General features: G+C 43.9%; 20 protein-coding genes and 1 riboswitch. Of the genes, 4 read left to right on the top strand and 16 right to left on the bottom strand.

Annotation, left to right across the window (positions count from 1 at the left end; all coding sequences use genetic code 11):
• Nucleotides 1-7: 7 nt before the first annotated feature.
• From A8709_RS16690 to A8709_RS16670, 5 genes are all read right to left on the bottom strand, one after another.
• Nucleotides 8-517, bottom strand: coding sequence for a DUF6886 family protein (locus A8709_RS16690; protein ID WP_244163223.1), 510 nt, complete (start codon nucleotides 515-517; stop codon nucleotides 8-10).
• Nucleotides 518-537: 20 nt separating this feature from the next.
• Complete coding sequence (locus A8709_RS16685) at nucleotides 538-1,386, bottom strand: bifunctional 5,10-methylenetetrahydrofolate dehydrogenase/5,10-methenyltetrahydrofolate cyclohydrolase (RefSeq protein WP_065853502.1); 849 nt, start codon at nucleotides 1,384-1,386, stop codon at nucleotides 538-540.
• Nucleotides 1,387-1,444: 58 nt separating this feature from the next.
• A riboswitch (ZMP/ZTP riboswitch) is annotated at nucleotides 1,445-1,522 on the bottom strand.
• 62 nt (nucleotides 1,523-1,584) lie between these two features.
• Nucleotides 1,585-3,216, bottom strand: a complete 1,632-nt coding sequence (locus A8709_RS16680; protein ID WP_065853501.1) for a hypothetical protein — start codon at nucleotides 3,214-3,216, stop codon at nucleotides 1,585-1,587.
• A 161-nt stretch (nucleotides 3,217-3,377) separates the two neighbouring features.
• On the bottom strand, nucleotides 3,378-4,040 hold the full coding sequence (gene lepB, locus A8709_RS16675; RefSeq protein WP_065853500.1) for a signal peptidase I: 663 nt from the start codon (nucleotides 4,038-4,040) through the stop codon (nucleotides 3,378-3,380).
• 108 nt (nucleotides 4,041-4,148) lie between these two features.
• Nucleotides 4,149-4,601: a YoqH family protein gene (locus A8709_RS16670; protein ID WP_065853499.1), complete on the bottom strand. Its 453-nt coding sequence runs from the start codon at nucleotides 4,599-4,601 to the stop codon at nucleotides 4,149-4,151.
• Between the two features lie 221 nt (nucleotides 4,602-4,822).
• On the opposite strand from A8709_RS16670, the gene A8709_RS16665 reads away from it, so the two are divergent.
• Nucleotides 4,823-6,511 (top strand): methyl-accepting chemotaxis protein, encoded by a 1,689-nt coding sequence (locus A8709_RS16665; RefSeq protein ID WP_065853498.1) that lies wholly within the window; start codon nucleotides 4,823-4,825, stop codon nucleotides 6,509-6,511.
• 96 nt (nucleotides 6,512-6,607) lie between these two features.
• Here A8709_RS16665 and A8709_RS16660 read toward each other — a convergent pair whose 3' ends face one another.
• From A8709_RS16660 to A8709_RS16615, 10 genes are all read right to left on the bottom strand, one after another.
• Nucleotides 6,608-7,078 carry a NanQ anomerase/TabA/YiaL family protein gene (locus A8709_RS16660; protein ID WP_084225025.1) on the bottom strand — a complete coding sequence of 157 codons (471 nt, stop codon included), beginning with the start codon at nucleotides 7,076-7,078 and terminating at the stop codon, nucleotides 6,608-6,610.
• Nucleotides 7,079-7,111: 33 nt separating this feature from the next.
• Nucleotides 7,112-7,966, bottom strand: a complete 855-nt coding sequence (locus A8709_RS16655; protein WP_065853497.1) for a MurR/RpiR family transcriptional regulator — start codon at nucleotides 7,964-7,966, stop codon at nucleotides 7,112-7,114.
• A gap of 64 nt (nucleotides 7,967-8,030) precedes the next feature.
• Nucleotides 8,031-8,909 (bottom strand): ROK family protein, encoded by an 879-nt coding sequence (locus tag A8709_RS16650; protein WP_065853496.1) that lies wholly within the window; start codon nucleotides 8,907-8,909, stop codon nucleotides 8,031-8,033.
• A gap of 3 nt (nucleotides 8,910-8,912) precedes the next feature.
• The gene (locus tag A8709_RS16645; protein ID WP_065853495.1) at nucleotides 8,913-9,602 is read right to left on the bottom strand and encodes an N-acetylmannosamine-6-phosphate 2-epimerase; all 690 of its coding nucleotides are present in this window, start codon (nucleotides 9,600-9,602) and stop codon (nucleotides 8,913-8,915) included.
• Nucleotides 9,603-9,629: 27 nt separating this feature from the next.
• The gene (locus tag A8709_RS16640) at nucleotides 9,630-10,472 is read right to left on the bottom strand and encodes a carbohydrate ABC transporter permease (RefSeq protein WP_065853494.1); all 843 of its coding nucleotides are present in this window, start codon (nucleotides 10,470-10,472) and stop codon (nucleotides 9,630-9,632) included.
• A 13-nt stretch (nucleotides 10,473-10,485) separates the two neighbouring features.
• The gene (locus A8709_RS16635; RefSeq protein ID WP_065853493.1) at nucleotides 10,486-11,361 is read right to left on the bottom strand and encodes a carbohydrate ABC transporter permease; all 876 of its coding nucleotides are present in this window, start codon (nucleotides 11,359-11,361) and stop codon (nucleotides 10,486-10,488) included.
• 76 nt (nucleotides 11,362-11,437) lie between these two features.
• Nucleotides 11,438-12,850, bottom strand: coding sequence for an ABC transporter substrate-binding protein (locus tag A8709_RS16630; protein WP_065854019.1), 1,413 nt, complete (start codon nucleotides 12,848-12,850; stop codon nucleotides 11,438-11,440).
• Nucleotides 12,851-12,857: 7 nt separating this feature from the next.
• Nucleotides 12,858-13,505, bottom strand: a complete 648-nt coding sequence (locus tag A8709_RS16625) for an SGNH/GDSL hydrolase family protein (RefSeq protein WP_084225129.1) — start codon at nucleotides 13,503-13,505, stop codon at nucleotides 12,858-12,860.
• On the bottom strand, nucleotides 13,505-14,416 hold the full coding sequence (locus tag A8709_RS16620) for a dihydrodipicolinate synthase family protein (protein WP_065853491.1): 912 nt from the start codon (nucleotides 14,414-14,416) through the stop codon (nucleotides 13,505-13,507). Before A8709_RS16620 ends, A8709_RS16625 begins: the two co-directional genes overlap by 1 nt.
• Before the next feature lie 415 nt (nucleotides 14,417-14,831).
• A complete protein-coding gene (locus A8709_RS16615) occupies nucleotides 14,832-15,632 on the bottom strand; it encodes a VOC family protein (RefSeq protein WP_065853490.1) in 801 nt (266 codons plus the stop codon).
• 225 nt (nucleotides 15,633-15,857) lie between these two features.
• Here A8709_RS16615 and A8709_RS16610 point away from each other — a divergent pair, with 225 nt between their 5' ends.
• From A8709_RS16610 to A8709_RS16600, 3 genes are all read left to right on the top strand, one after another.
• Complete coding sequence (locus tag A8709_RS16610) at nucleotides 15,858-17,015, top strand: glycosyltransferase family 4 protein (protein WP_065853489.1); 1,158 nt, start codon at nucleotides 15,858-15,860, stop codon at nucleotides 17,013-17,015.
• 13 nt (nucleotides 17,016-17,028) lie between these two features.
• On the top strand, nucleotides 17,029-18,342 hold the full coding sequence (locus A8709_RS16605; protein WP_065853488.1) for a UDP-glucose dehydrogenase family protein: 1,314 nt from the start codon (nucleotides 17,029-17,031) through the stop codon (nucleotides 18,340-18,342).
• A gap of 217 nt (nucleotides 18,343-18,559) precedes the next feature.
• Nucleotides 18,560-19,171 carry a hypothetical protein gene (locus A8709_RS16600; RefSeq protein WP_065853487.1) on the top strand — a complete coding sequence of 204 codons (612 nt, stop codon included), beginning with the start codon at nucleotides 18,560-18,562 and terminating at the stop codon, nucleotides 19,169-19,171.
• Nucleotides 19,172-19,248: 77 nt separating this feature from the next.
• Here A8709_RS16600 and A8709_RS16595 read toward each other — a convergent pair whose 3' ends face one another.
• The gene (locus tag A8709_RS16595; RefSeq protein ID WP_065853486.1) at nucleotides 19,249-20,724 is read right to left on the bottom strand and encodes a protein adenylyltransferase SelO; all 1,476 of its coding nucleotides are present in this window, start codon (nucleotides 20,722-20,724) and stop codon (nucleotides 19,249-19,251) included.
• Between the last annotated feature and the right edge of the window lie 53 nt (nucleotides 20,725-20,777).

The raw sequence follows: 20,777 nt of genomic DNA, 5'->3' as shown, positions 1-20,777 counted from the left end.
TGTCTGATCATTTCATTCGCTTCCCCGCAAACCCCATCCTACACATGGACCAATTAAAACTAGTCTGTTGGATCCGATCACATAAGTCCCATAAATTATCGACCATGCGTACTTCGACTTTTCTTTTCAAAAGCTCGCCCAATAGATCTGTTATTCTAATTTGTTGAATCGGAACCTGTGGTTTTTCACTTACATAGTACCCAGCACTAGGATCTAATGAATAGAAATCGGACGTATCAAATTCATAGAGATATAATGTCGTAGTTTTCATGATTTCAAACCATATATGTTCAATTGCCACCACATGATGCGTTGTGGAAGAAGATAGAAATAATTTTCTATCCTCTTCTGTCGTTGTTTCGTTACAATGATATGTGACCCTTGGACAATTCCGTGGTGTCATGAAATTAGGAAGGCATTGTTCGTTGATCGCCCACACAAGTCCTTTTTCTTGATCCAGATCCTGTCTTGTGGGAATTCTAGGGTTGAAAATCGAAATATCACTTTCTTCACTCACATGAAAAAGTCTCAAAACGGTCACCTCTCCGCCATCTTCTCAGCCGCCTCCACGGTATGCTTAAGCAATGTCGCAATCGTTACGGGTCCGACTCCCGCTGGCACAGGCGTAATTGCTGAAGCTTTCTCGCGACAAGCCACGTAATCCACATCCCCAATGTTGCCTTCATTGTAACCCGCATCCAGCACGATCGCGCCTGGTTTGATCCAATCGCCCTGAATGAATCGCGGTTTACCTACCGCGGCTACAACTATGTCACCTAAACGGACGATGTTGGCTAAATCCGTTGTTTTGGAATGACAGATCGTAACGGTTGCGTTGCGATTCAAAAGCATCATCGAGACAGGTTTACCGAGAATCGGACTTCTGCCGATTACAACAGCATGTTTTCCTTCAATCGGAAGTTTATACGCGTCCATGATAGCCAGAATTGCTGCAGGTGTACAGGATGGAAAATCCGCAAATCCGAAAGCATTTTGAGCAAAACCTAATGTTGTAACGCCATCTACGTCTTTATCCATCGAAATGGTTTCAAATGCAGCTCTTTCATCAATGTGCTGAGGAACAGGATGTTGCAACAAAATGCCATGCACACTCGGATCCACATTGAGTCGCTGAATGGCTGCAATCAATTCACTCGTAGAAGTATTCTCTGGGAAAACGACGCGCTTAGATTGAATGCCCAAACGTTTGCAAGCATTCCCTTTCATCTTGACATATGTCGCGGATGCCGGGTCGTCACCAACTAGAATTGTCGCTAAGCAAGGTATGATCCCTTTATCTGACAGCCGCTGAATGCGTTCTATCAACTCTTCTTTCATGCTGCTTGCCACACGATTACCATCCAAGATTAATGTTTCTGCTACCATACCATCATCCCTTTCTCATGGTTACGATTAAACACAAAGAGGTAAGGGGAATTCCCCTTACCTCTGCCCAGGCGTACGGCTGTTATCTATGTGCTCCCTCATGGTTCCCCATGCTCCGCCAGTTACACATAGTTTACGAATAGCATCATCATAGCAATGAATGCCATAATTTTCAAGATCTCGTATTACAATTGAATCCTACAAACTCGCTGGTGACATAAAAAACGAATACCATAAATTCGTCATGAAGCCATCCAAGAGTACAAAATATAGCATTTCTAAACCGACATTCCGATCATTTAATCCTTTTCGCCAGAAACGGGTAAACATATAAGTAATGGCTGCCATACCAGCCAAAATGATCAAATGAACCCAGACTGCTTGTAAGTTATCTGGCATTACTTGCAGCGCCAATGGCTTTCGATAATCATTTATTAACAATGCTTTTACGGCTAAATACATGCTTAACGAGATGCCAAAATGCAACTTCGGATGCCCGTCATAATGATACTGCCAGAAAATACTTACAGCCACGAGGTAAAGCCCAGGCAATAAGATCCATTTGAAACTCAGCAAAGCCGTGAGCAATCCGATTCCCCATAAAAGAGGCAGGGTTTCCGCAGCTTTTTGTAAATCAGCAGCCTGCAGATGATTCATTTCCTCAACATAGGGCTTTTGATCTGTGGCATAGTACACACGGGAGGATTCATTATTGACGGAATCCAGCCACATGGTGAAAGAGTTTCCGCCGCTCGAGATGTAAGTTGGGTATTCAGCAAAGCCACCGAACTGGCTAATTCGGTTGGAAGCAATCATTTTACCTCCCTCAAAATCCAGCTTGAACACTTCTTGGCTCGTTTGGCGCCGATTCTTCTCGTAAACCGAGCTAACAACGAGGGAAGCTTCGTTTGAAGTCGAATGGATGAAGGCAGGATGCAAAATCGTATCCGACTCGATCCCTTTGGAGACAGGAATATTGACGATTACATCTTGAACATTCTCTGGCTGATTTTCAGGAAATGAGAGCATATGTAAGATCGTTTTTCCCGATTTGCGTGAGCTTGTGGTGTACGCTGTAAGTAAAGTTGACCCGTCTCTTCCGAGTGCCATTTCATCCACGCTGCTACTTACTAGGTCTATTTCTTTCAGTTTCTTCTGTACAAGCGGCTGCCAGCTTGGGGAGGCTAATTGCGCATAATGAAATGCGACATTGCCCTCTTTTTTCACTTCGTAAACGAGAGAAAGGCTGCCAGATGTGTCCATCACACCATGCATTTGTACAATATCAGCGATTTCAAGTCGGGTCCAACTGATCTTATCCTTCGTTTGAAAAGCTCCAACATACAGAGCACTCGCATTATTGGCGAGCAGTACGACTTCACCATGTAAACCTATCACGGTTCGAACGTTCGTTATCTTCTGCTCAATCAAGCCAATCTTAGAAGACCACGTGCCATTCTGCCATACACTTGTAAATAATTGATTACCTTCGCCAATCCAAATCACCTTGTCCTGCCCAATAAGTTGATAGGCATGGAACTCCCCATTATCCGGTAAGGGCCGCGTCTCTGTGTGGCTCTGCCCCACTTCATCCAAATTGACATAGGCAAGTGACTGACCTGATTTGTAGGCAAAAGCATGGTCACCAACCACTTGCACAGCTTCCCCAACAGATGTCTGTTGAGGTAATTCCGTTGCTCGGCCGAATGGCTCAGGAAACGGTTGTACGGTTTCGTTGGCTAACAGATACGATTGAATCAAACCGATAACGAGTAGTGCGATTAGAAAAGGAACATAAGTAAACAGTTTCCACCGTATTCTTCGATTCACTTTCAACGACCTCCAAAACTTACTCTATTTACCAATAAGGGCTAACTAGCATTGTAGAGTCATCTCCATAAATTTGTCAACCGCTGGTCAAATAATTGGAGGCGTGAACACTCATCCCTTCCCCATGCTTCTATCCAAATTACCGTCGAGTGTCCTTGGTGCTATTCTACTTTTGCATATCCCAGAACCTTCCCCTTGATACGATCAGTAGGCAGGGTACCGAAGACTAGACTGTCTATACTTCTTGCCCATGTATCGCCCATCACGAAGAGATGATCAACTGGTATTTTCACACTAGCCAAATCTTTATTAAAGTATGATTTCATGGTTGACTTACAAGCATCATCGCACATCTCTGAACCTGGACTATTGAGAGATTTGAAATATGCTTTTTCACCCAGTCCCCAACTAAGTGCCTTCCCATAGAAAGTATCTAACCGTTTATGATTCACATAAATTTGGCCTTTCTTAATCTCCAATTCTTCACCAGGAAGCGCAATGATTCTGGAAATCGAATAGACAGGCGGATTTAAATTTGGATATTTCCCTTTATCGATTTCAGGTGTTTGATAATAAATAATATCACCACGGTGCATCTCATTTTGCTTAAAAAAATTCGGGTCAACGGCAATCTTGCCTCTATCCTTGGAGATGTACTCCAAGTTACTACGCGCCATTCCATCGTTATCATTCTCAACGGCTATGAAATCTGGTTTCATTTCAACTTTCATTGGCGTCTCTTGCGTAACGAAGTCGGTCAGGCGCGATTCTTCACAACCAAGTATGAATAACAATGATCCAACAACTAGAAGTGACTTTTTCATTGGAATCCCCCTTTATCACATAAGACTCCATTGATAACAAAGTCTCCCATATTTTAACAATCACTCATTAGACGGGAGTCCTTCAGAAAAGTTTCAAATCCATCATCACTATTTACATACATTCGCAGGGTTCTCCAAAATCGCAGGTCCCAATTTCCCCGTTTTTCCATTGGATAAACGAATTTGTAATATGCTTGGAGTCAAGTCTGCGGTGATGTCATCAATTTTTCCTGCCCATGTAGGATCATTTCCCTCTGGAGTAGGAACCAATTTGAACCTCCAACTGATCTCATTTGGAATAAAAGCAAACCCCTCATACCCATCATAATCCCCCAACGTTGTCGGTGCAGGCAGATGAATCGCATGCATACTGATGCTGGTGCGTGGAAAGCTTGGTGTTAGCTTCACTTTGTAGATGAGCGCTGCGCCTTTTACATTCATGTCGTCTTTACTAACGGGTTCAAGAACGGCACTACAAGGCATGACGACTTCGGCTTTCAGGCTGACAGGGTGAATCACGCCAATGCTCAAAAAGGATATAATCACAATGATTTTCTTCATACAATACCTCCAGAAATGTTTGTGGTTATTTTTCCCAGATGACTTTCAAATATGTTGATTCCTCCTTAAGTCCCAACCGTTCATCTTAATCATCATATAAGTCAGGACTTTTGTAGGGATACTTTTATACCATATCATTCTCTCAAACTGAAACCAAATCTACATTACCACGTATATCCAATTGAGATAGACTAAAATACTCAACTAGAAAGAGGTGTCGTATGGTATTTACAATAGGTAGAAAACTACTATCAGGTTTCTTAGCAATCACGCTTCTTCTTGGACTTGTAAGTTCGATATCGCTATATTATTTACAAAAGATTGACAAATCGTATTCCGATTTAATTGATAGGCGAGTTCTCATATTATCGAATTCCAAAGATATGAGAGCTATTACATTGCAGCAGATGAGCAGTTTACGTGACTACCTACTCTCCCAGAACAAGGAAGGTTTGGATCGATTTGCTCAAGCAAACGCCAATCTGAGTACACTTCTGCAAACCACTTTAGACTTGGTAAGACGTGATGTTGATAAGAAAGACTTACAGACCCTTAGCGAATTAAACCAACAATTTAAGGCAGGATCTGATCAAGTCATTGCACTGATGGCAACGAACAAGGATGCAGCTTTGAAGCTAGCAACATCTAACGTTATTCCTATGGGACGCGAGATGGAGAATCTGGCTAATGCCATTGCAGAAGGTCAACAAAAGTTGGTGAATGAAGGTGGAGCAAGCAATACAATCATGGTTGATTCGATCAGAAGGATCGTTTTGATCATAAGTATTGTGGCATTTGTTGGTGCAATTGTCTTGGCTGTTATTATTTCCAAACTGATCTCCAAGCCCATTGTTCGTGTTGCAAATTCGGCTAAACGAATAGCATCAGGTGATCTAACCCTAGATAAACTTAACGTTAAGAATCGGGATGAGGTCGGTGAACTGGCCGTATCTTTTAACCAAATGGTTATTAATCTGCGTACGTTAATTCATCAAGTAACGACGAGCACGGAACATGTCGCTGTATCTTCCGAAGAGATGACGGCTAGTGCCCAACAGACCAACGTGGCTGCAGAGCAAATTGCATCCTCTATTCAGCAAGTAGTGACGGGGACCGACAAGCAAGTCCAGCGTGTCGCAGAAACGGTACAAGCAGTCCATGACATGTCATCGAATGCCGAACAAATTGCCTCACATGCGCAAAGTGTCTCAGCTTCTGCGTCAGATGCTGCCGACAAATCCCATGAAGGCAATCAAGCCATTCAACAAGTCGTTGCTCAAATGACCTTTATTCAGAAAACCATTGAAGATTTATCAGGAATTATCACAGGACTTAGACAGCGGTCACAAGATATTGGGGAAATTGTAGGCATGATTACCAGCATAGCGTCACAGACGAATCTATTGGCATTGAATGCCTCGATCGAAGCAGCCCGAGCCGGGGAACAAGGGAAAGGATTTGCCGTAGTGGCAAGTGAAATTCGCAAACTAGCGGAACAATCTTCTCTCTCGTCCAATCAGATCGCTAACTTAATAGCTACGATTCAGAACGAGACCGAGCACGCTGCACAATCGATGGCGGATGGCATCAAAGAAGTAAACGAAGGGATGCTTGTTGTCCATGTTGCTGGAACGTCGTTCGAGCATATTGAACAATCCGTACAGAAAGTCGTCACACAGATTCAAGAGGTTGCTGCTGCCGCAGAGCAAATGTCTGCGAATACGGAGCAAATTGGATACGCGATGGATTATATCTCGCAAATCGTAGAGGAATCTGCTTCTGGTATCCAACACGTTTCCGCATCAACAGAAGAGCAATTGGCCTCTATGGAAGAGGTTCTCTCCTCGTCAACCTCCTTGTCCAAGATGGCTGAAAATTTGCAAGATCAATTGCTCCGATTTAAGGTGTAATAGCAGTAATATCATCCCACTGCATCAAAAAGCCCCATTCGCTAATCAGCGGATGGGGCTTAATTTATGGCTTAATGTCCTGCTCTTCTACTCACACTATGGATGTAACAGCCCCACATGAACTTTAACTACCGCTTTCTTAATTCTCGATGAAGGCCGCCCCATGCTAGGTCGATGAATATCGTTAGGGAAAAAGACGGCAAACATTCCAGGTTTAAGCTGTAGCAATATCTCATCTGGTGAAGGATTGTATAGGGCATAATCTTGCTCACTATCGTAGGCTTTAGCTGCTTGGAAATCTTCTCGGTCAGACGACCACCCAATTGTCTCTTCTCCGTCGATTAAGTAATGGATATCGATATAGGATTCATGCTTCTCGGCCTGCTGCTCATCCATCGATTTGGCATCGAATTCCATAAAGTTTACGTACATCTGATCACCATTGATCTCAACGCGACCTTCAGGATTTCCATTAAGAAGTAGTTGAAGTTCCTCTAGTGCTGTCGCAATGACAGTATGCTCAAAATTTAGTTGCTTGTCCCACAATGACATTGTACCTAAAATCATGGCCCATTCCCCCAATTGTGTATATGTAATGCCTTAAAGCAATTTCACAACCACGGATTCCGCCGTAGTTTCCTTATTCCTAATCGATTCCTCATAGGACCTTTTGAAATACTCAACATACAAGACATCTAATAAATAGAGCTGCGATATTTTTGCCGATAAAGATCCCCCCTGAAGAGGACCTTCATTTGCGCCACATAACAGCGTAATATCTGAGAATGATGTTAAGGGTGACTTCACAAAACGGGTAATCGAAATGACGGTCGCCCCGCATTCTTTCGCCTTTTTAGCGACCTCAATCGTATCTTTGGTTGAGCCGGAATACGAGATGATCACAGCTACATCCCGTTTTGTCATCAATGCTGCCGACATCATTTGAAGATGTGAATCGATAGTGCATTCCGTTTTGTTCGTAATCCGCATGAACTTAATTTTCGCTTCCATGGCGGTCATTAAGGAAGAGCCTACACCGAAAAATATGACTCTCTCTGCTTGAAGTAAACAATTAATGGCTTCATCGATCTTGGTGCTGTCAATTAAGTTAAACGTTTCGTTTAACGCACTAATGTTGGTAGACAGCACCTTGGAAGCTACTTGTCCAATAGAATCGTTCATCATCACTTTCTCGGTCAGCTGCGGTATTTCATTTTCTACGGTGATGCTATGGGCTAAAGCGATCTTGAAATCCTGGTAGCCTTTATAGCTCAAGGACTTGCAAAACCTGAATATGCTCGATTCGCCGACACCGCACACATCTGCGAGATCCGTAATCGACATATAGACAACACTGTCTATGTTCTCCAGGACATAGTCCGCCACTTTTTTTTCCGTGTTGGTCAGATTGTTATATTTAGAATGAATAGTTGTAAAAATATTAATTGCGCGCACACAATCACCCTCTTAGCCTCAAGATTCAGACATGATGCGCAATCCTACTGCGAGTGCGCCTCTTTCAGCGTAAGAATAATGAGGCCGCACCCAATAAACCAGCCTTATTTCCCAAAGATGCCTTCAGAATTTTCACATCTGCAAAACTTTCCATAATCAAAGCTTGCGTTTGAACCTCAACGGCACGAACGAGGTCCTCTTGCTCCATCACTCCGCCCCCTACAATAATAGCTGAGGGATTGAAAATATGAATGAGTGAAGCTAAGCCAATAGCTACCTCTGCCGCCCAAGCTTGCAAGATTTGTTCCAATGGTTCGTTTCCTAATCTTATTTTACCAAAAAAAACCTTGCCGTCCACACATTCCGGATCCACTTGTTGTGCCATTCGTACTAATGCCGTTGCTGACGCATAGCTTTCGTAGTAAGGCATGCTTTTATCGTCATTCATGCCGGATAATGGATGTGTAATTAAATGGCCGAATTCCGCGGCTACACCCTTCGCTCCACGGTAGATTTGACGATCAATAACGATCGATCCACCGATCCCCGTTCCAAACGTAAGACATAAGAAATCATGAAATGATTGCGCTGCGCCGAAATAAGCTTCACCTAGTGCTGCCGCGTTGACATCATTTTCGACCATTACAGGCTTATGGAAACGATCTTCAATAATCTCTCTAATTTTCATTCCTGTATAATCGGGAATATTGCTATTCGCATACACGATATAGCCTTCATCGGAATTGACTTGTCCAGCTGTGCTAATCGCAATCGCATCGTAACCCGTATACGCAGCCAGTTGGAGAAGTAATTTGTCTATGACGTGCGGACCCCCCATGAGACTTTCTGTGGGATATTCCTTAAATTGTTCGATATGTCCATGTTCATCACACATACCCATCTTGGTGTTGGTACCGCCGATATCCGCTGCTAAAATTTTCATAGCTTACATGATCGCCTTAACGAATTTTTTGGTTATTTCCATCGGTCTCGTAATGATTGACCCCACAACAGCTGAATAAATGCCTAGATCGAATAATCGTTTTAACTCGTCTGGGGTAGAGATTCCACCCTCTGCAATGATGGGAACGGATAATGACGACACGAGCTTCTCGACCAATTCAAAATTAGGTAATGGCTTATCTTTTGTTGCTGCAGTATAGCCGCATAACGTTGTACCCACGCTGTCAAAACCAAGTTCAACAGCTTTAACCGCTTCCTCATACGTCGAGCAATCCGCCATAAAGAGCTGATCCTTGTACTTGTTTCTAATTAGTGGAAAAAGTTCAGATATCGTAGAGCCATCTGGTCTCACCCGGTCTGTTGCGTCCATCGCAATCATATCAACGCCTTCTTGATAGAGTGCATCAACTTCCTTCATCGTAGGTGTGATAAAGACATCTGATCCGCTGTATACTTGTTTAATGATTCCGATAATCGGCAAATCTACGTGTTTCTTAATTTCTTGAATATCGGCTACGCTGTTTGCTCGGATGCCAGCAGCCCCACCTAAATATGCTGCGTAGGACATTCTCCCCATAATGAAAGGACTATGCAACGGTTCATCAGGCAAAGCCTGGCATGAAACAACCAATTTTCTTTTTATCATATCCAGAATTGTTTTATTTGTATCCATCCGGTTTCCACTCCACCACTTAAATTTTTATTCTTTGACTGCACCGGCTGTCATTCCTTGCGTAAAATAACGTTGGAATAAGATGAAAATTAACAGCATTGGAATGGCAGCGACCGTAGCCCCCGCCATTTTATAAGCGAAATTCGGGTTCAGATCCTGCATTAAAGTTGCCGTACCTACCATTAGCGTTTTCATGTTCTTCTCTTGTCCGACGACAGACTGCCATAAGTAATCGTTCCAGACTTGAACGAAGTTCAGGATAAATAAAGCGCCAATCCCTGGTTTAACGATCGGAAGCATAATTTGCATGAAGGTCTTCCATTCCCCGGCGCCGTCAATTCTTGCTGCTTCTCTTAACGCATTCGGAGTCGCATCGAAGAAGCCTTTCAACAAAAACACACCAAATGCCGTGGCAACGTTCGGCCAAATCATACCGCTGTAACTGTTCACCATCCCAAATTGCTGCGTGATCCGGAATAAAGGTACGATCATAATTTCTTTCGGAATCATTAAGCTCGAAACAAAGATAATGAAAATGATATTACTGCCTTTGAACGTAATTTTTGAGAAAGCATAAGCGGCCATCGCGCCTACTACGATCACCAAAACCGTCGTAGCACCTGAAACGAATACACTGTTGAACACCCATCTTAAAGCCGGTTGACTTTGGAAGACGTCCACATAGTTGGAGAAGGTCACCGTGGTTGGCCACCAGTCAGGCGGCATTTTCACAACATCCGAGCTGTTCTTAAGCGAACTAGTAAATAACCAATATAGTGGAAACAAGTTGAAAATCGCGAAGATGAAGATAATCACATTCGAAATGACATCAAATCGCTCCATTTTCTTCTTGTTTTTGGATTTCGACATGTGGAATACCCCCTTACTTCTCCTTGATTAAGCTTCTTAATTGAGGCACGGACAACAATAATGTTATGACGAACATAATCACACCTACAGCAGAAGCCATACCCAGTTGATTATATTTAAATGCGTTATTGTAGAGATAATACATCAACGTCACGGATGAGTTATTCGGTCCTCCGCCTGTTAAGAGCTGAATAACGACGAATATTTTCAAAACCGCAATGATGTTAATAATGACAATATATACCGTGGTTGATTGAACAGAAGGAATTAGTATTTTAAAAATAACCTGCCATCTGCTAGCCCCGTCCACTTCCGCTGCTTCAAACAAATCTTTCGGTACGCCTAGCATCGCGGCAATATAGAGAATAATCGCTTGCCCAACGTTTGTAGCGAATGTTACGAATATAATAACCGGCATAACCGTTGTTGTTTTCCCCAGTAAATTAACAGTGCCTAGACCCATTTCATTCGAGAAATACGAAATTAGCCCGTTAGCAGGATTCAGTAAGAAACTCCACACCATACTCATAACAACCATTGAGACCATTACCGGTACATAGTAGCTACCTCGAATGAATGAAACATACTTGGCATTCTTGTCAAATACAGCGGAAGCTACGAACAGCGCAAATCCGACCGTAAGAATAACGATAAATACGACGAACACAACTGTGTTAATGAGCGCTTTGAAAAATACAGGATCGTTAAACAGCGCCACATAATTATCGAGTCCAACGAACTTTTCCGATTGATAATTGATCCGATACAAGCTAAGTCTTATACCTTCAATAATCGGATATACCAAGAAAACTAAGAAAATCAGCATCTGCGGCGAAATAAACAGGTAACCGGTGATACTATCTTTGAGGGATTGACTGCGTATTCTCATATCGGTTTTCCTTTCTAATTAGCAGCCCTAGGATCACGTTGATCCTAAGGCTATTAATCTTGAATTGTTTATTCTTTTACTTGGATTGATAAATAACGGAGCTCTCTTTATTCGTTTGAATGACTTTGTTACCTTTGGTCTGATAATCTTTCACAACTTGTTCTGGTGATTTGGAACCTGTGTATAGGGCTTGAAGTTCTGGATAAAGCACTTCTCTTAATTGGCTATACCCTGGAACGTTACCGCTGAAATTGAACAAGTACTTGGAGTTTGCATCGTAAGCAGCGAAGAGTGGGTTCACATCTTTGAGTTCTTTGGAAACAGAACTTCTTACTGGAATACCATTCTTGGACGACTTCACTAATTCAGGATCTGTAGAGAAGAATTTCACAAAATCTTTGGCTACTTCGACTTTCGCTTTATCTTTATTTTGGAACACGCTTGCTCCAACTACATACGTGAAGGACAATGGATCTCCGCTTTCGGACGGAATATTAGCCAGACGCACATCAAATTTCGTGCTTTTACCACTAGCCATGTCCGCCTTGGTGTTGTTGAACAACGTCGGATTCGTGAAGCTAATCGCTAACTGCTGATTACGGAACATCCCGTTCGCATCGTTGGAAGAAACCGATTCAGGACCAGGGTTCGTATAACCCGCATCCTTGATTTTCTTCAACCAAGCCGCGGCTTTAACGCCGTTTGCATCATCTAGCACGATATTTCCTTTATCATCAAAGAATTTGTTACCGAACATTCTCATATACGCAAGGTTCCATGTGTCCCCTTGATTATTGACAGCATAAAGTGACATTGGATAGGCATTGGAATATTTATCTTTAGGCAAATTGTCTTTCAAGCCTTTTAAAATTTGATCATATTCGGCTAATGTCCACGTCTTAATCTCATTCGGTCCACCAACAAACTTCTCAAGACCGGCGGCTTTGAACATATCTGCGTTATAAACCAGTGTTCCTGGATTATGCTGGAACGGGTAAAAGTAAACATCTTTACCGAAGGTTACCGCATCCCAATAGTTCTTGGCGATATCGGCTTTAGAGGCATCATCCACAATATCCGTTAAAGGTACCAAGGCACCGCGATGAACATAATCGCCCATTGCAAAAACGCTTTCAAAAAATACATCTGGTGCCGTTCCACTGCTTAAGTTGACGTTGAGAAGCTGATCGCGTTGGTCGCCTGCAATCACTTCTACTTTGATTTTGGCATCATACTTTTTGTATTGCGCAGAGAATTTTTCAGCCGCGGCTTTCAAGAAGCTGTCGTAGTCAGCGCCTGGCTCAGTTGCATCTAGAACACCTTTCCACTGCGGTGTCAGCCACACTTTGAGCTCCACCTTTTTCCCAGTAGATTCTTGTCCTGTATTGCTGGTACTAGTTGCTTCTTTATTTCCATTAGAGCAACCAGCAACAATCGAAGCGAACATGGTTAGAGCCAAAACAGCGATAGGAAAGCGTTTGTTTTTCATCATATATCTACCCCTTATTTAATATCGTGGTGACTTGATGCTGCATAAAATTCGCCATCTTGCGATGTCCATCTGCATCCAAATGCATATAGTCAATCTCATTCATGGCAACCCCATCTTTAGAATCTGCAAAATGAATGCCTGTTCCTGTCAGTAGACCTTCCAAGTGTTCAGCCAGCTCCACTGATTTGTCGCTGCACTGAATACCCATTGAGCTGCCGATAGGCGTATCGAAATACTTCTCTCCAATTGGAGGAGGAGCCACAACTAGAACTTCAGGCGGTTGACCGCCAACTCCTGATTCCATCCCTTTGGCTTTCTTCGCAAGTCTGACAATGCCCTGTGCAATATTATAGGAAGTAAGTCCGAAGCGAGCTTTCGTGTCATTCGTTCCAAGCATGATTACAACCAAATCCAATGGTGAATGTGACATCAGACAAGGGTAAAGATAGGATAATCCCGACAATCCTTCGAACAAAGGATCTTCATGAACACTCGTTCTTCCACTCAGACCTTCACTAATCACTGTGTACGAATTCCCTAGCTGTGAGGCGAGACGGCTTGTCCATCTCGTCTCCTCATCAAATCTTGCATCCGTTTCCGCGTTGTAGCCCCACGTATTGGAGTCTCCAAAGCATACAATGGTTTTTTTCATCATTTGCAGAACTGTTGCGTCGCTTCGTCGATCATGGAAATAATGCTATCGATTCTTCCCATATCTTCGTTACTGATACCTTCGAGCGGCCCACGCACGCTGCCGATGTTAACGCCTCTACGATTCAAAACCTCTTTAATTACCGCATACATGGATCCATTCTGTGAGCATAAGGCGACGATAATGTCATTAATATGGCTCTGAATACGTTTCGCCTCTTCAAACTTGCCTTGAAGGAAAAACTCATTCGCTTGTAAAAATAACTCAGGCATTGCTGCGTAAGTGCCACCGATACCGCCATCAGCGCCCATCATTCTTCCAGCAACATACTGCTCGTCCGGGCCATTAAATACAACAACGTTATCGCCGCCTACTCTTTTGAACCGTTCGATATCCATCGTTGGCATCGATGAGTTTTTCACGCCAATCACTTTCGGGTTAGCCAAAAGCTTCTCGAATAAGGATGTCGTTAGTGTGTATCCTGTCGTTTGAGGAATGTTATATATAATGAAATCTAGTGGTGTTGCATCGATAATTTCATTCCAATACTTACACACCGAACTATCAGGTAACTTGAAATAAATAGGTGGAATCGCAGACAGGGCATCATAGCCCAACGTTGCTGCATGTTTCGCCAATTCAATGCTGTCTCGTGTAGAAGGTGCCCCTACATGGGCAATCAATGTCATTTTGCCTTTCAAACGGTTGGCTACATAAGTAAGCACTGCTTTACGCTCGTCTAGGTTTTGGTAAATACACTCACCGGAACTTCCCCCGACGTAGACCCCATTCACTTTCTTCTCATACAAATAATCGCATAATGCGTTGGTGCGGGCTTCTGAGATATCTCCTTGATCGTCATAGCATGCATAAAAAGCGGGTATGATTCCACGGAACTTTTCTAATCTCAATGAATTCCCCTCCTAATGTTTATTATGTTTGGCAAGATCAACAGTATCATATAAATCAAAAACTGTAAATTGTTTTCACCATTTTCTAATAAAAGAAAAATATTTTCACCAAAGACTTCCTTCTCTGGTTATTTGCTAGGTTATTTTTTTTTGGTAAAGTGCATTTTTTTCCACTTCTTGTAGTATTGTTCTTTGGAACTTTAACCATGCAAATATCACAGTTGAATCACAGCTATTACTTGCCATTTTCGGAAAAAATATTTTAAACTGCTGGCATTTGGGCAAATTAATTGGGTAGAAGGTCTTTGTGCTTTTATAGGTTTTACTCGTTTGTAAAACGTAAAAAAAGCAAGTCCATATGTGGACTCGCTTTCATCATTTCATCTAAAAATTCAAATGAGTTGAAATTGTATCTTTAAACTTTCCCGGACAACGGCAGCTGCAATTGAGCAGGTACATCCTCTGGAAAATGAGTTACGATCAGCCTCATCATATATCCCTCTAATGTAAAATCAAGACTCCCCTCTTCCCTATAATCGTAAGGGATGCCCCTTTCAACTAACAGGTTTCTTACACGTTGAATAAACGCAAGACGACTCACCCCAAAACTAGTATGCATTGCTGGCTGCAACGCCTTCATCGCAATGGGTATCCATTTCCGCTTTGTCGATGGAATAACGGCATGTGCGGTCCCGCCAATCGCAAACGCGAAGTTATCCTTCACTTTATCTAGTTTAAAATCAAAAAGTTCAACTAGCTTTTGCCGAAAATCCACAACATCGTCGACTGGAAAGCCTACTTCTCGCAGGTACAATAATTTCAGCTTTCCACTAGGGATCAAAATCCCTTCTTTTATATAAGGATGAGCGATGATTTCAAGTAAATTTCCGTCCCCATCACGGAAGTATACATTCATACCAGTTCCGAAATCGTCACGAGTACGGCCATCAGGCCATTTTAATAGTGTCACTCCTGATACTTGCAGCGAGCTGACGATATGTTCAAATTCAGAATAAGGAACTTCAAAAGCGAAGTGAGCAGGCCGCAATGCCTCTTCCATCTCTACAAAAGTTATCGTACAAAACGCAATGGGTTGAAACGCAATTTCATTCTCTGATTCCCTAATGACCGGAAAACCTAACTGCTCATGATAAAATTGTTTAACACCTGGAATGGAGACTGTCTGCAAAGTTACATTGGCGAAATGGGTAATCATAAACTTGTCACTCCCTTCGTAATTTACAGAATCTAGTAAATTCATATACTTAGTATACACCGATGTTTATAAAGTTCCAATGTAGAATGTTTATCGATACCGCTATACACCAATTTCTCCATTTATACCATATTGAAATATTAAATTACCTTCATATTCATTTGACATTCTCCGAATAATCCGATGGTACGCTTAAGCTAACTTGGAACTTCAGGAGGGATTCTTATGCGACTTGCGTTGTTTACCGATACCTTTGTTCCTCAAATGAACGGCGTAGCACTTACACTTGGGCGTTTGACGGAGTATTTGAATCGTCGCGGCGTCGAGCATCTCGTTTTTTCACCGAAGAGCACAGCTGATATCGTTTACCCGGATCCCGTTCGTCCTATTACCAGCATCCCTTTTTTTCTATATCCGGAGTGTCGATTAGCTTTGCCAAGGCTTACAACGATTCGAAAAGAGTTAGATCGTTTCCGTCCCGATTTACTTCATCTTGCTACTCCCTTTAACCTCGGCTTATGTGGCCATCACTACGCACGCAAACACAACATTTCACATGTTGCCTCCTACCATACCCACTTTGACCGCTATCTGTCCTATTACCGGATGAAAGCTGCTGTTCCCCTGTATTGGTCCTATATGAAATGGTTTCATCAGTCCTGTGATGCGACATTTGCACCTTCCCAAGATACCATTCAAACCTTAGAGGATCAGGGCTTTCAGCACATGAAGCTATGGTCGCGTGGCGTCGATTGCAACCTGTATACGCCTGATAAAAAGAGTGCCGACGTTCGCGAACGATATGGGATTACAGCTCCCTACCTATTCCTCTATGTGGGTCGAATCGCACCTGAGAAAGACATCGATACACTCACGGCCATCATGAGAACCTTACCGGATTCTATGAAAGAACGCGTCCACTGGCTCATTGTTGGTGACGGCCCACAACTTCCAGAGCTTCGTGAGCAAGTTCCGACTAATGTGACTTTCGCAGGGTACAAAAGCGGTGAAGAACTGGCTCAGATCTACGCTTCGGCAGACCTATTCGTATTTCCTTCGAGTACGGAAACCTTCGGCAATGTCGTTCAAGAAGCTATGGCCTCAGGCCTCCCAGTCATTGCAGCGAATAGTGGCGGAGTGCTTGAAATGGTGCGTAACGGTGAGACTGGCGTCCTCTGCACGCCCAAAAAACCTGAATCCTTCGTACACGAAATCGTCAACTTGGTCGATGACTTAGATCGTATGGCAAGCTTCCGATTAGATGCCAGATCGTTTGCACTTGGGCGTTCCTGGGACGCCATCTTTGATCAGTTGTTACACGATTACGAGCACATTATCGATAACCGTCGCATTGGCAAAAAACTAGGATTCTACTCGGCCTAAAGGAGGCTCTTCCATGCAAATAACCATCATTGGCACGGGATATGTCGGTATTGTAGCAGCGGTTTGTTTGGCAAAGTTAGGGCATAACGTGACAGCGATGGATCGTGAATCTGTGATTCAAAGCTTACAATCGAATAAAGCGCATGTGTGGGAACCTGGCCTGCAGGAATTACTCACGGAGTGTAACGAGGAAGGCAATTTGCATTTTGACGCGGACATGGCCAGCGCAACAGCCAATGCGGATGCACTACTAATTGCCGTGGGAACGCCTACACGGGCAGATGGGCATACGGATCTCAGTCAAATCGAAAATGTGCTGGAGCAATTAAAACAATCGGGCAATTGTCCTCCGCTAGTCATCGTGAAAAGCACGGTTCCCGTAGGAACCTGCGACGAACTGGAAGCCAATTTACATGGAGCTGGGTTGCGGGCAGACGTTGTTTTTAACCCTGAATTTCTGAGACAGGGCAGCGCTATTAACGATTTTATGTACCCTGATCGGATCGTATTTGGTTGCCAATCCAGACATTCCGAAATTATGCTTCGGCAAATCTACCAAGGTATTGATGCACCTATACAGGTATGTGATCGACGTAGTGCGGAGCTCATTAAATATGCGTCTAATACATTTCTAGCGATGAAAATCTCATTTGCCAATATGATGGCCGATTTATGTGAAGGATACGGCGCGGACATCCGTCAAGTCATGAAAGGCGTAGGTACGGATCGTCGCATCGGACCTCATTTTTTGCAGGCAGGCGTTGGATATGGCGGGTCTTGTTTTTCCAAAGATCTACAATCCCTGCTGACTTCCGGCAAAGTCATCGGTCGCTCGCTTCCCTTGCTCGAAGCTACAGCACAAATTAATGATCAGCGTATCCCCCAACTGGTTGTGAAGCTAATCTCGCTATGGGAAAATCCTAACGGTAAACGACTTGGCGTACTCGGAATTTCCTTCAAACCGAACACGAATGATGTGCGCGATGCTCCTTTTCTCACGTTGCTGAAACTCTGCCAACATCATCGTATTGATGTGCATGCGTATGATCCTGTTGTTCAACAGGTTGCATTCGAAGGCGTAACCGTGGCAGATTCCCCTTATGAAATGGCTGCGCATTCGGACGCAATCATCCTCATGACGGAATGGCCGCAGTTTGTAGAACTGGACTGGGTACGCATGGTTCAACTTATGCGCCAATCGATCCTGCTCGATGGTCGAAATGTACTATCAGATGAAGTCGTTGCACAGTTAATGGAGCTCGATGGAGTAACTTACGTACCTGTGGGACGCCCCGTGGAACAAAGTGTGGAACAACGGGTGTATTAGTTCTGGTAAAGGATGAAAGAAGCGCCGCCAAGGAGATGACTCCTGGATGGCGCTTTTTATTTTTCGAGGATGACAAGAACAAAGACAGTCTCGCACTCCTCTTCCACGATGACTCGTGACTTTATAATTGGATTGCTCTCTCTGCAACTAATGAAATCTTAGAACGTATATAGAAAAAAGGAAGATGCTGGGTTCTAATGAAAGGAGTCTTTCGCGAATGAAACAAGTTTCATCAGCCGTACCTAGAGCCGCAGTGCGAGGTGCAGCCATCGGTGTTAGTTTCATGGCTTTATTCGGCACACTCTGGGCCGGTATTGGTATTGCCGGTTTACAAGATTGGGGATCTTTTTGGCTTTGGATTGGTGCTGCGCTGATTGGAATCACCCTACTTGCAGGTGGCATCTCCTTAATGTTGAGGTCAAAACAGCTCACAGTGCAAGTTACTGACGCTGATGCTAAGCATTGGAAACGAGCCAGCATTTGGTTTGGCATCATCTTCACGATCGAAGGTGCGGCCATCGGAGCAGCAAGCGCAATCTGCAGTGCAACTGATCATATTGATTATCTTTTTCCCATCATGGCCATCATAGTTGGTGCTCACTTCATTCCTTTAGCGCCGCTGTTCCGGATTAAAACTCATTACTTAACAGGTACGCTCCTTTGTTTACTTGCCATATATACACTGCTTTTTGTGCCTGTGAGGAGCACTCTGGGGGAGCAGCCTATCATTGCTTGGTGGTGTGTAGTTGGCTTCGGCTCAACACTCATTCTGTGGGGCACCGGTCTCGCGATTTGGCTACTAGGTGAAAAATGGATGAAGAAAAACTGAACCTTTCATTCTAAAATGTTGATGAACGCAAAAAGGGCTCATTCGCTGAGCCCTTTTCCTCTTGTAATGCCCCTTTATCAAGTCCCACAAAAGGTCTGATAACACGCATCCGCCACATCCGGCAGCGTCGCAAATTCAGCATGTTCAGTCGATGGCGTGAACGGATTCGAAAGAACATCCAACAGCCGCGCCATCACACTGTAATCGCCATGTTCCACCGCGGCAGCGAGTGCTTCTTCTACCCGATGATTACGCGGAATGTAGGCGGGATTACTGCTCTGCATCAACGCTAGCAAAGTCTCTTTGCTCTCCTGCTGCCTTTCAAGTCTCGCCTGCCACTGTGCTACCCACTCGGCAAATCTCGTTGTGCCATGCAGTACGGTATCCTCTGGCTTGCCATAAGATAACGTACGGAAGGTGTTGGTGAAATCCGCCTTATGCTGCTGCATCAAGGTAAGCAATTCTTCAATTAGGGATTCATCCTGATCCTCTTCGTTCATAATCCCCAGTTTTGCCCTCATTCCTGTCAGCCAACTCTGCTGATATAAAGAAAAATACCGTGCAAGCCCTTCCTCTGCCAACTTGATCGCTTGCTCCTGATCTTCGTGCAACAACGGCAACAAAGTCTCTGCCAATCTGGCAAGATTCCACGCACCAATATGCGGTTGTTTGCCATACGCATAACGGCCTTGCGAGTCAATCGAGCTGAAAACCGTGGCTGGGTCATACGCATCCATGAAAGCACAAGGACCATAATCGATACTTTCTCCACTGATTGACATGTTATCGGTATTCATCACCCCGTGAATGAAACCAACAAGCTGCCATTGAGCAATCAGACGAGCTTGACGCTTAATAATTGCATAGTACAAGGAAAGATATCGATTCTCCTCGTCGCCGACTTCGGGATAATGCCTTTCGATCGTATAATCCGCTAACGCCCGAACTTCTTCCACTGTACCGCCTGCCGCGGCAAATTGAAAAGTTCCTACTCGCAGATGGCTTGCAGCTATCCGTGTAAGAATCGCGCCAGGCTGCTCTGTTTCCCGATAAATGACATCCCCCGTTGAAACCACGGCAAGACTGCGAGTCGTAGGAATCCCCAGTGCAAACATCGCTTCACTGATGATATATTCTCGTAGCATTGGCCCTAGTGCAGCTCGACCATCCCCCCTGCGGGAATAAGGTGTGCGCCCTGAACCCTTCAGCTGTATATCGTAACGTTCCCCAAGTGGTGTAATCTGCTCCCCAAGCAGGATAGCCCTCCCATCACCAAGTTTGTTAAAATGTCCAAATTGATGCCCCGCGTAAGCTTGGGCGAGTGGTAAAGCGCCTTCCGGAATGTGGTTGCCCGCCAGACTGGCGACGCCTTCCTCACTCTTCAAAGCTTCGACATGCAAGCCCAGCATCTCAGCCACAGCAGCATTCATGACGATTAGTTCTGGCGCACTGGAAGGAGCAGGGTTCTGCTCCGTAAAGAATAGTTCAGGCAAACGGGCGTAGCTATTATCAAAATTCCAGCCAATAGGCGTGGTTTCATTTGGGTCAGACATCGAATCACCTCATTATTATGTTTGCTCGTCTATTTTATTTTTCCACTTATAGG

This window comes from Paenibacillus pectinilyticus, from assembly GCF_001700435.1.
GTDB lineage: Bacteria > Bacillota > Bacilli > Paenibacillales > NBRC-103111 > Paenibacillus_E > Paenibacillus_E pectinilyticus.
The sequence above is the reverse complement of the archived record's forward strand: the minus strand, read 5'-3'. Positions and strand labels throughout refer to the sequence as shown.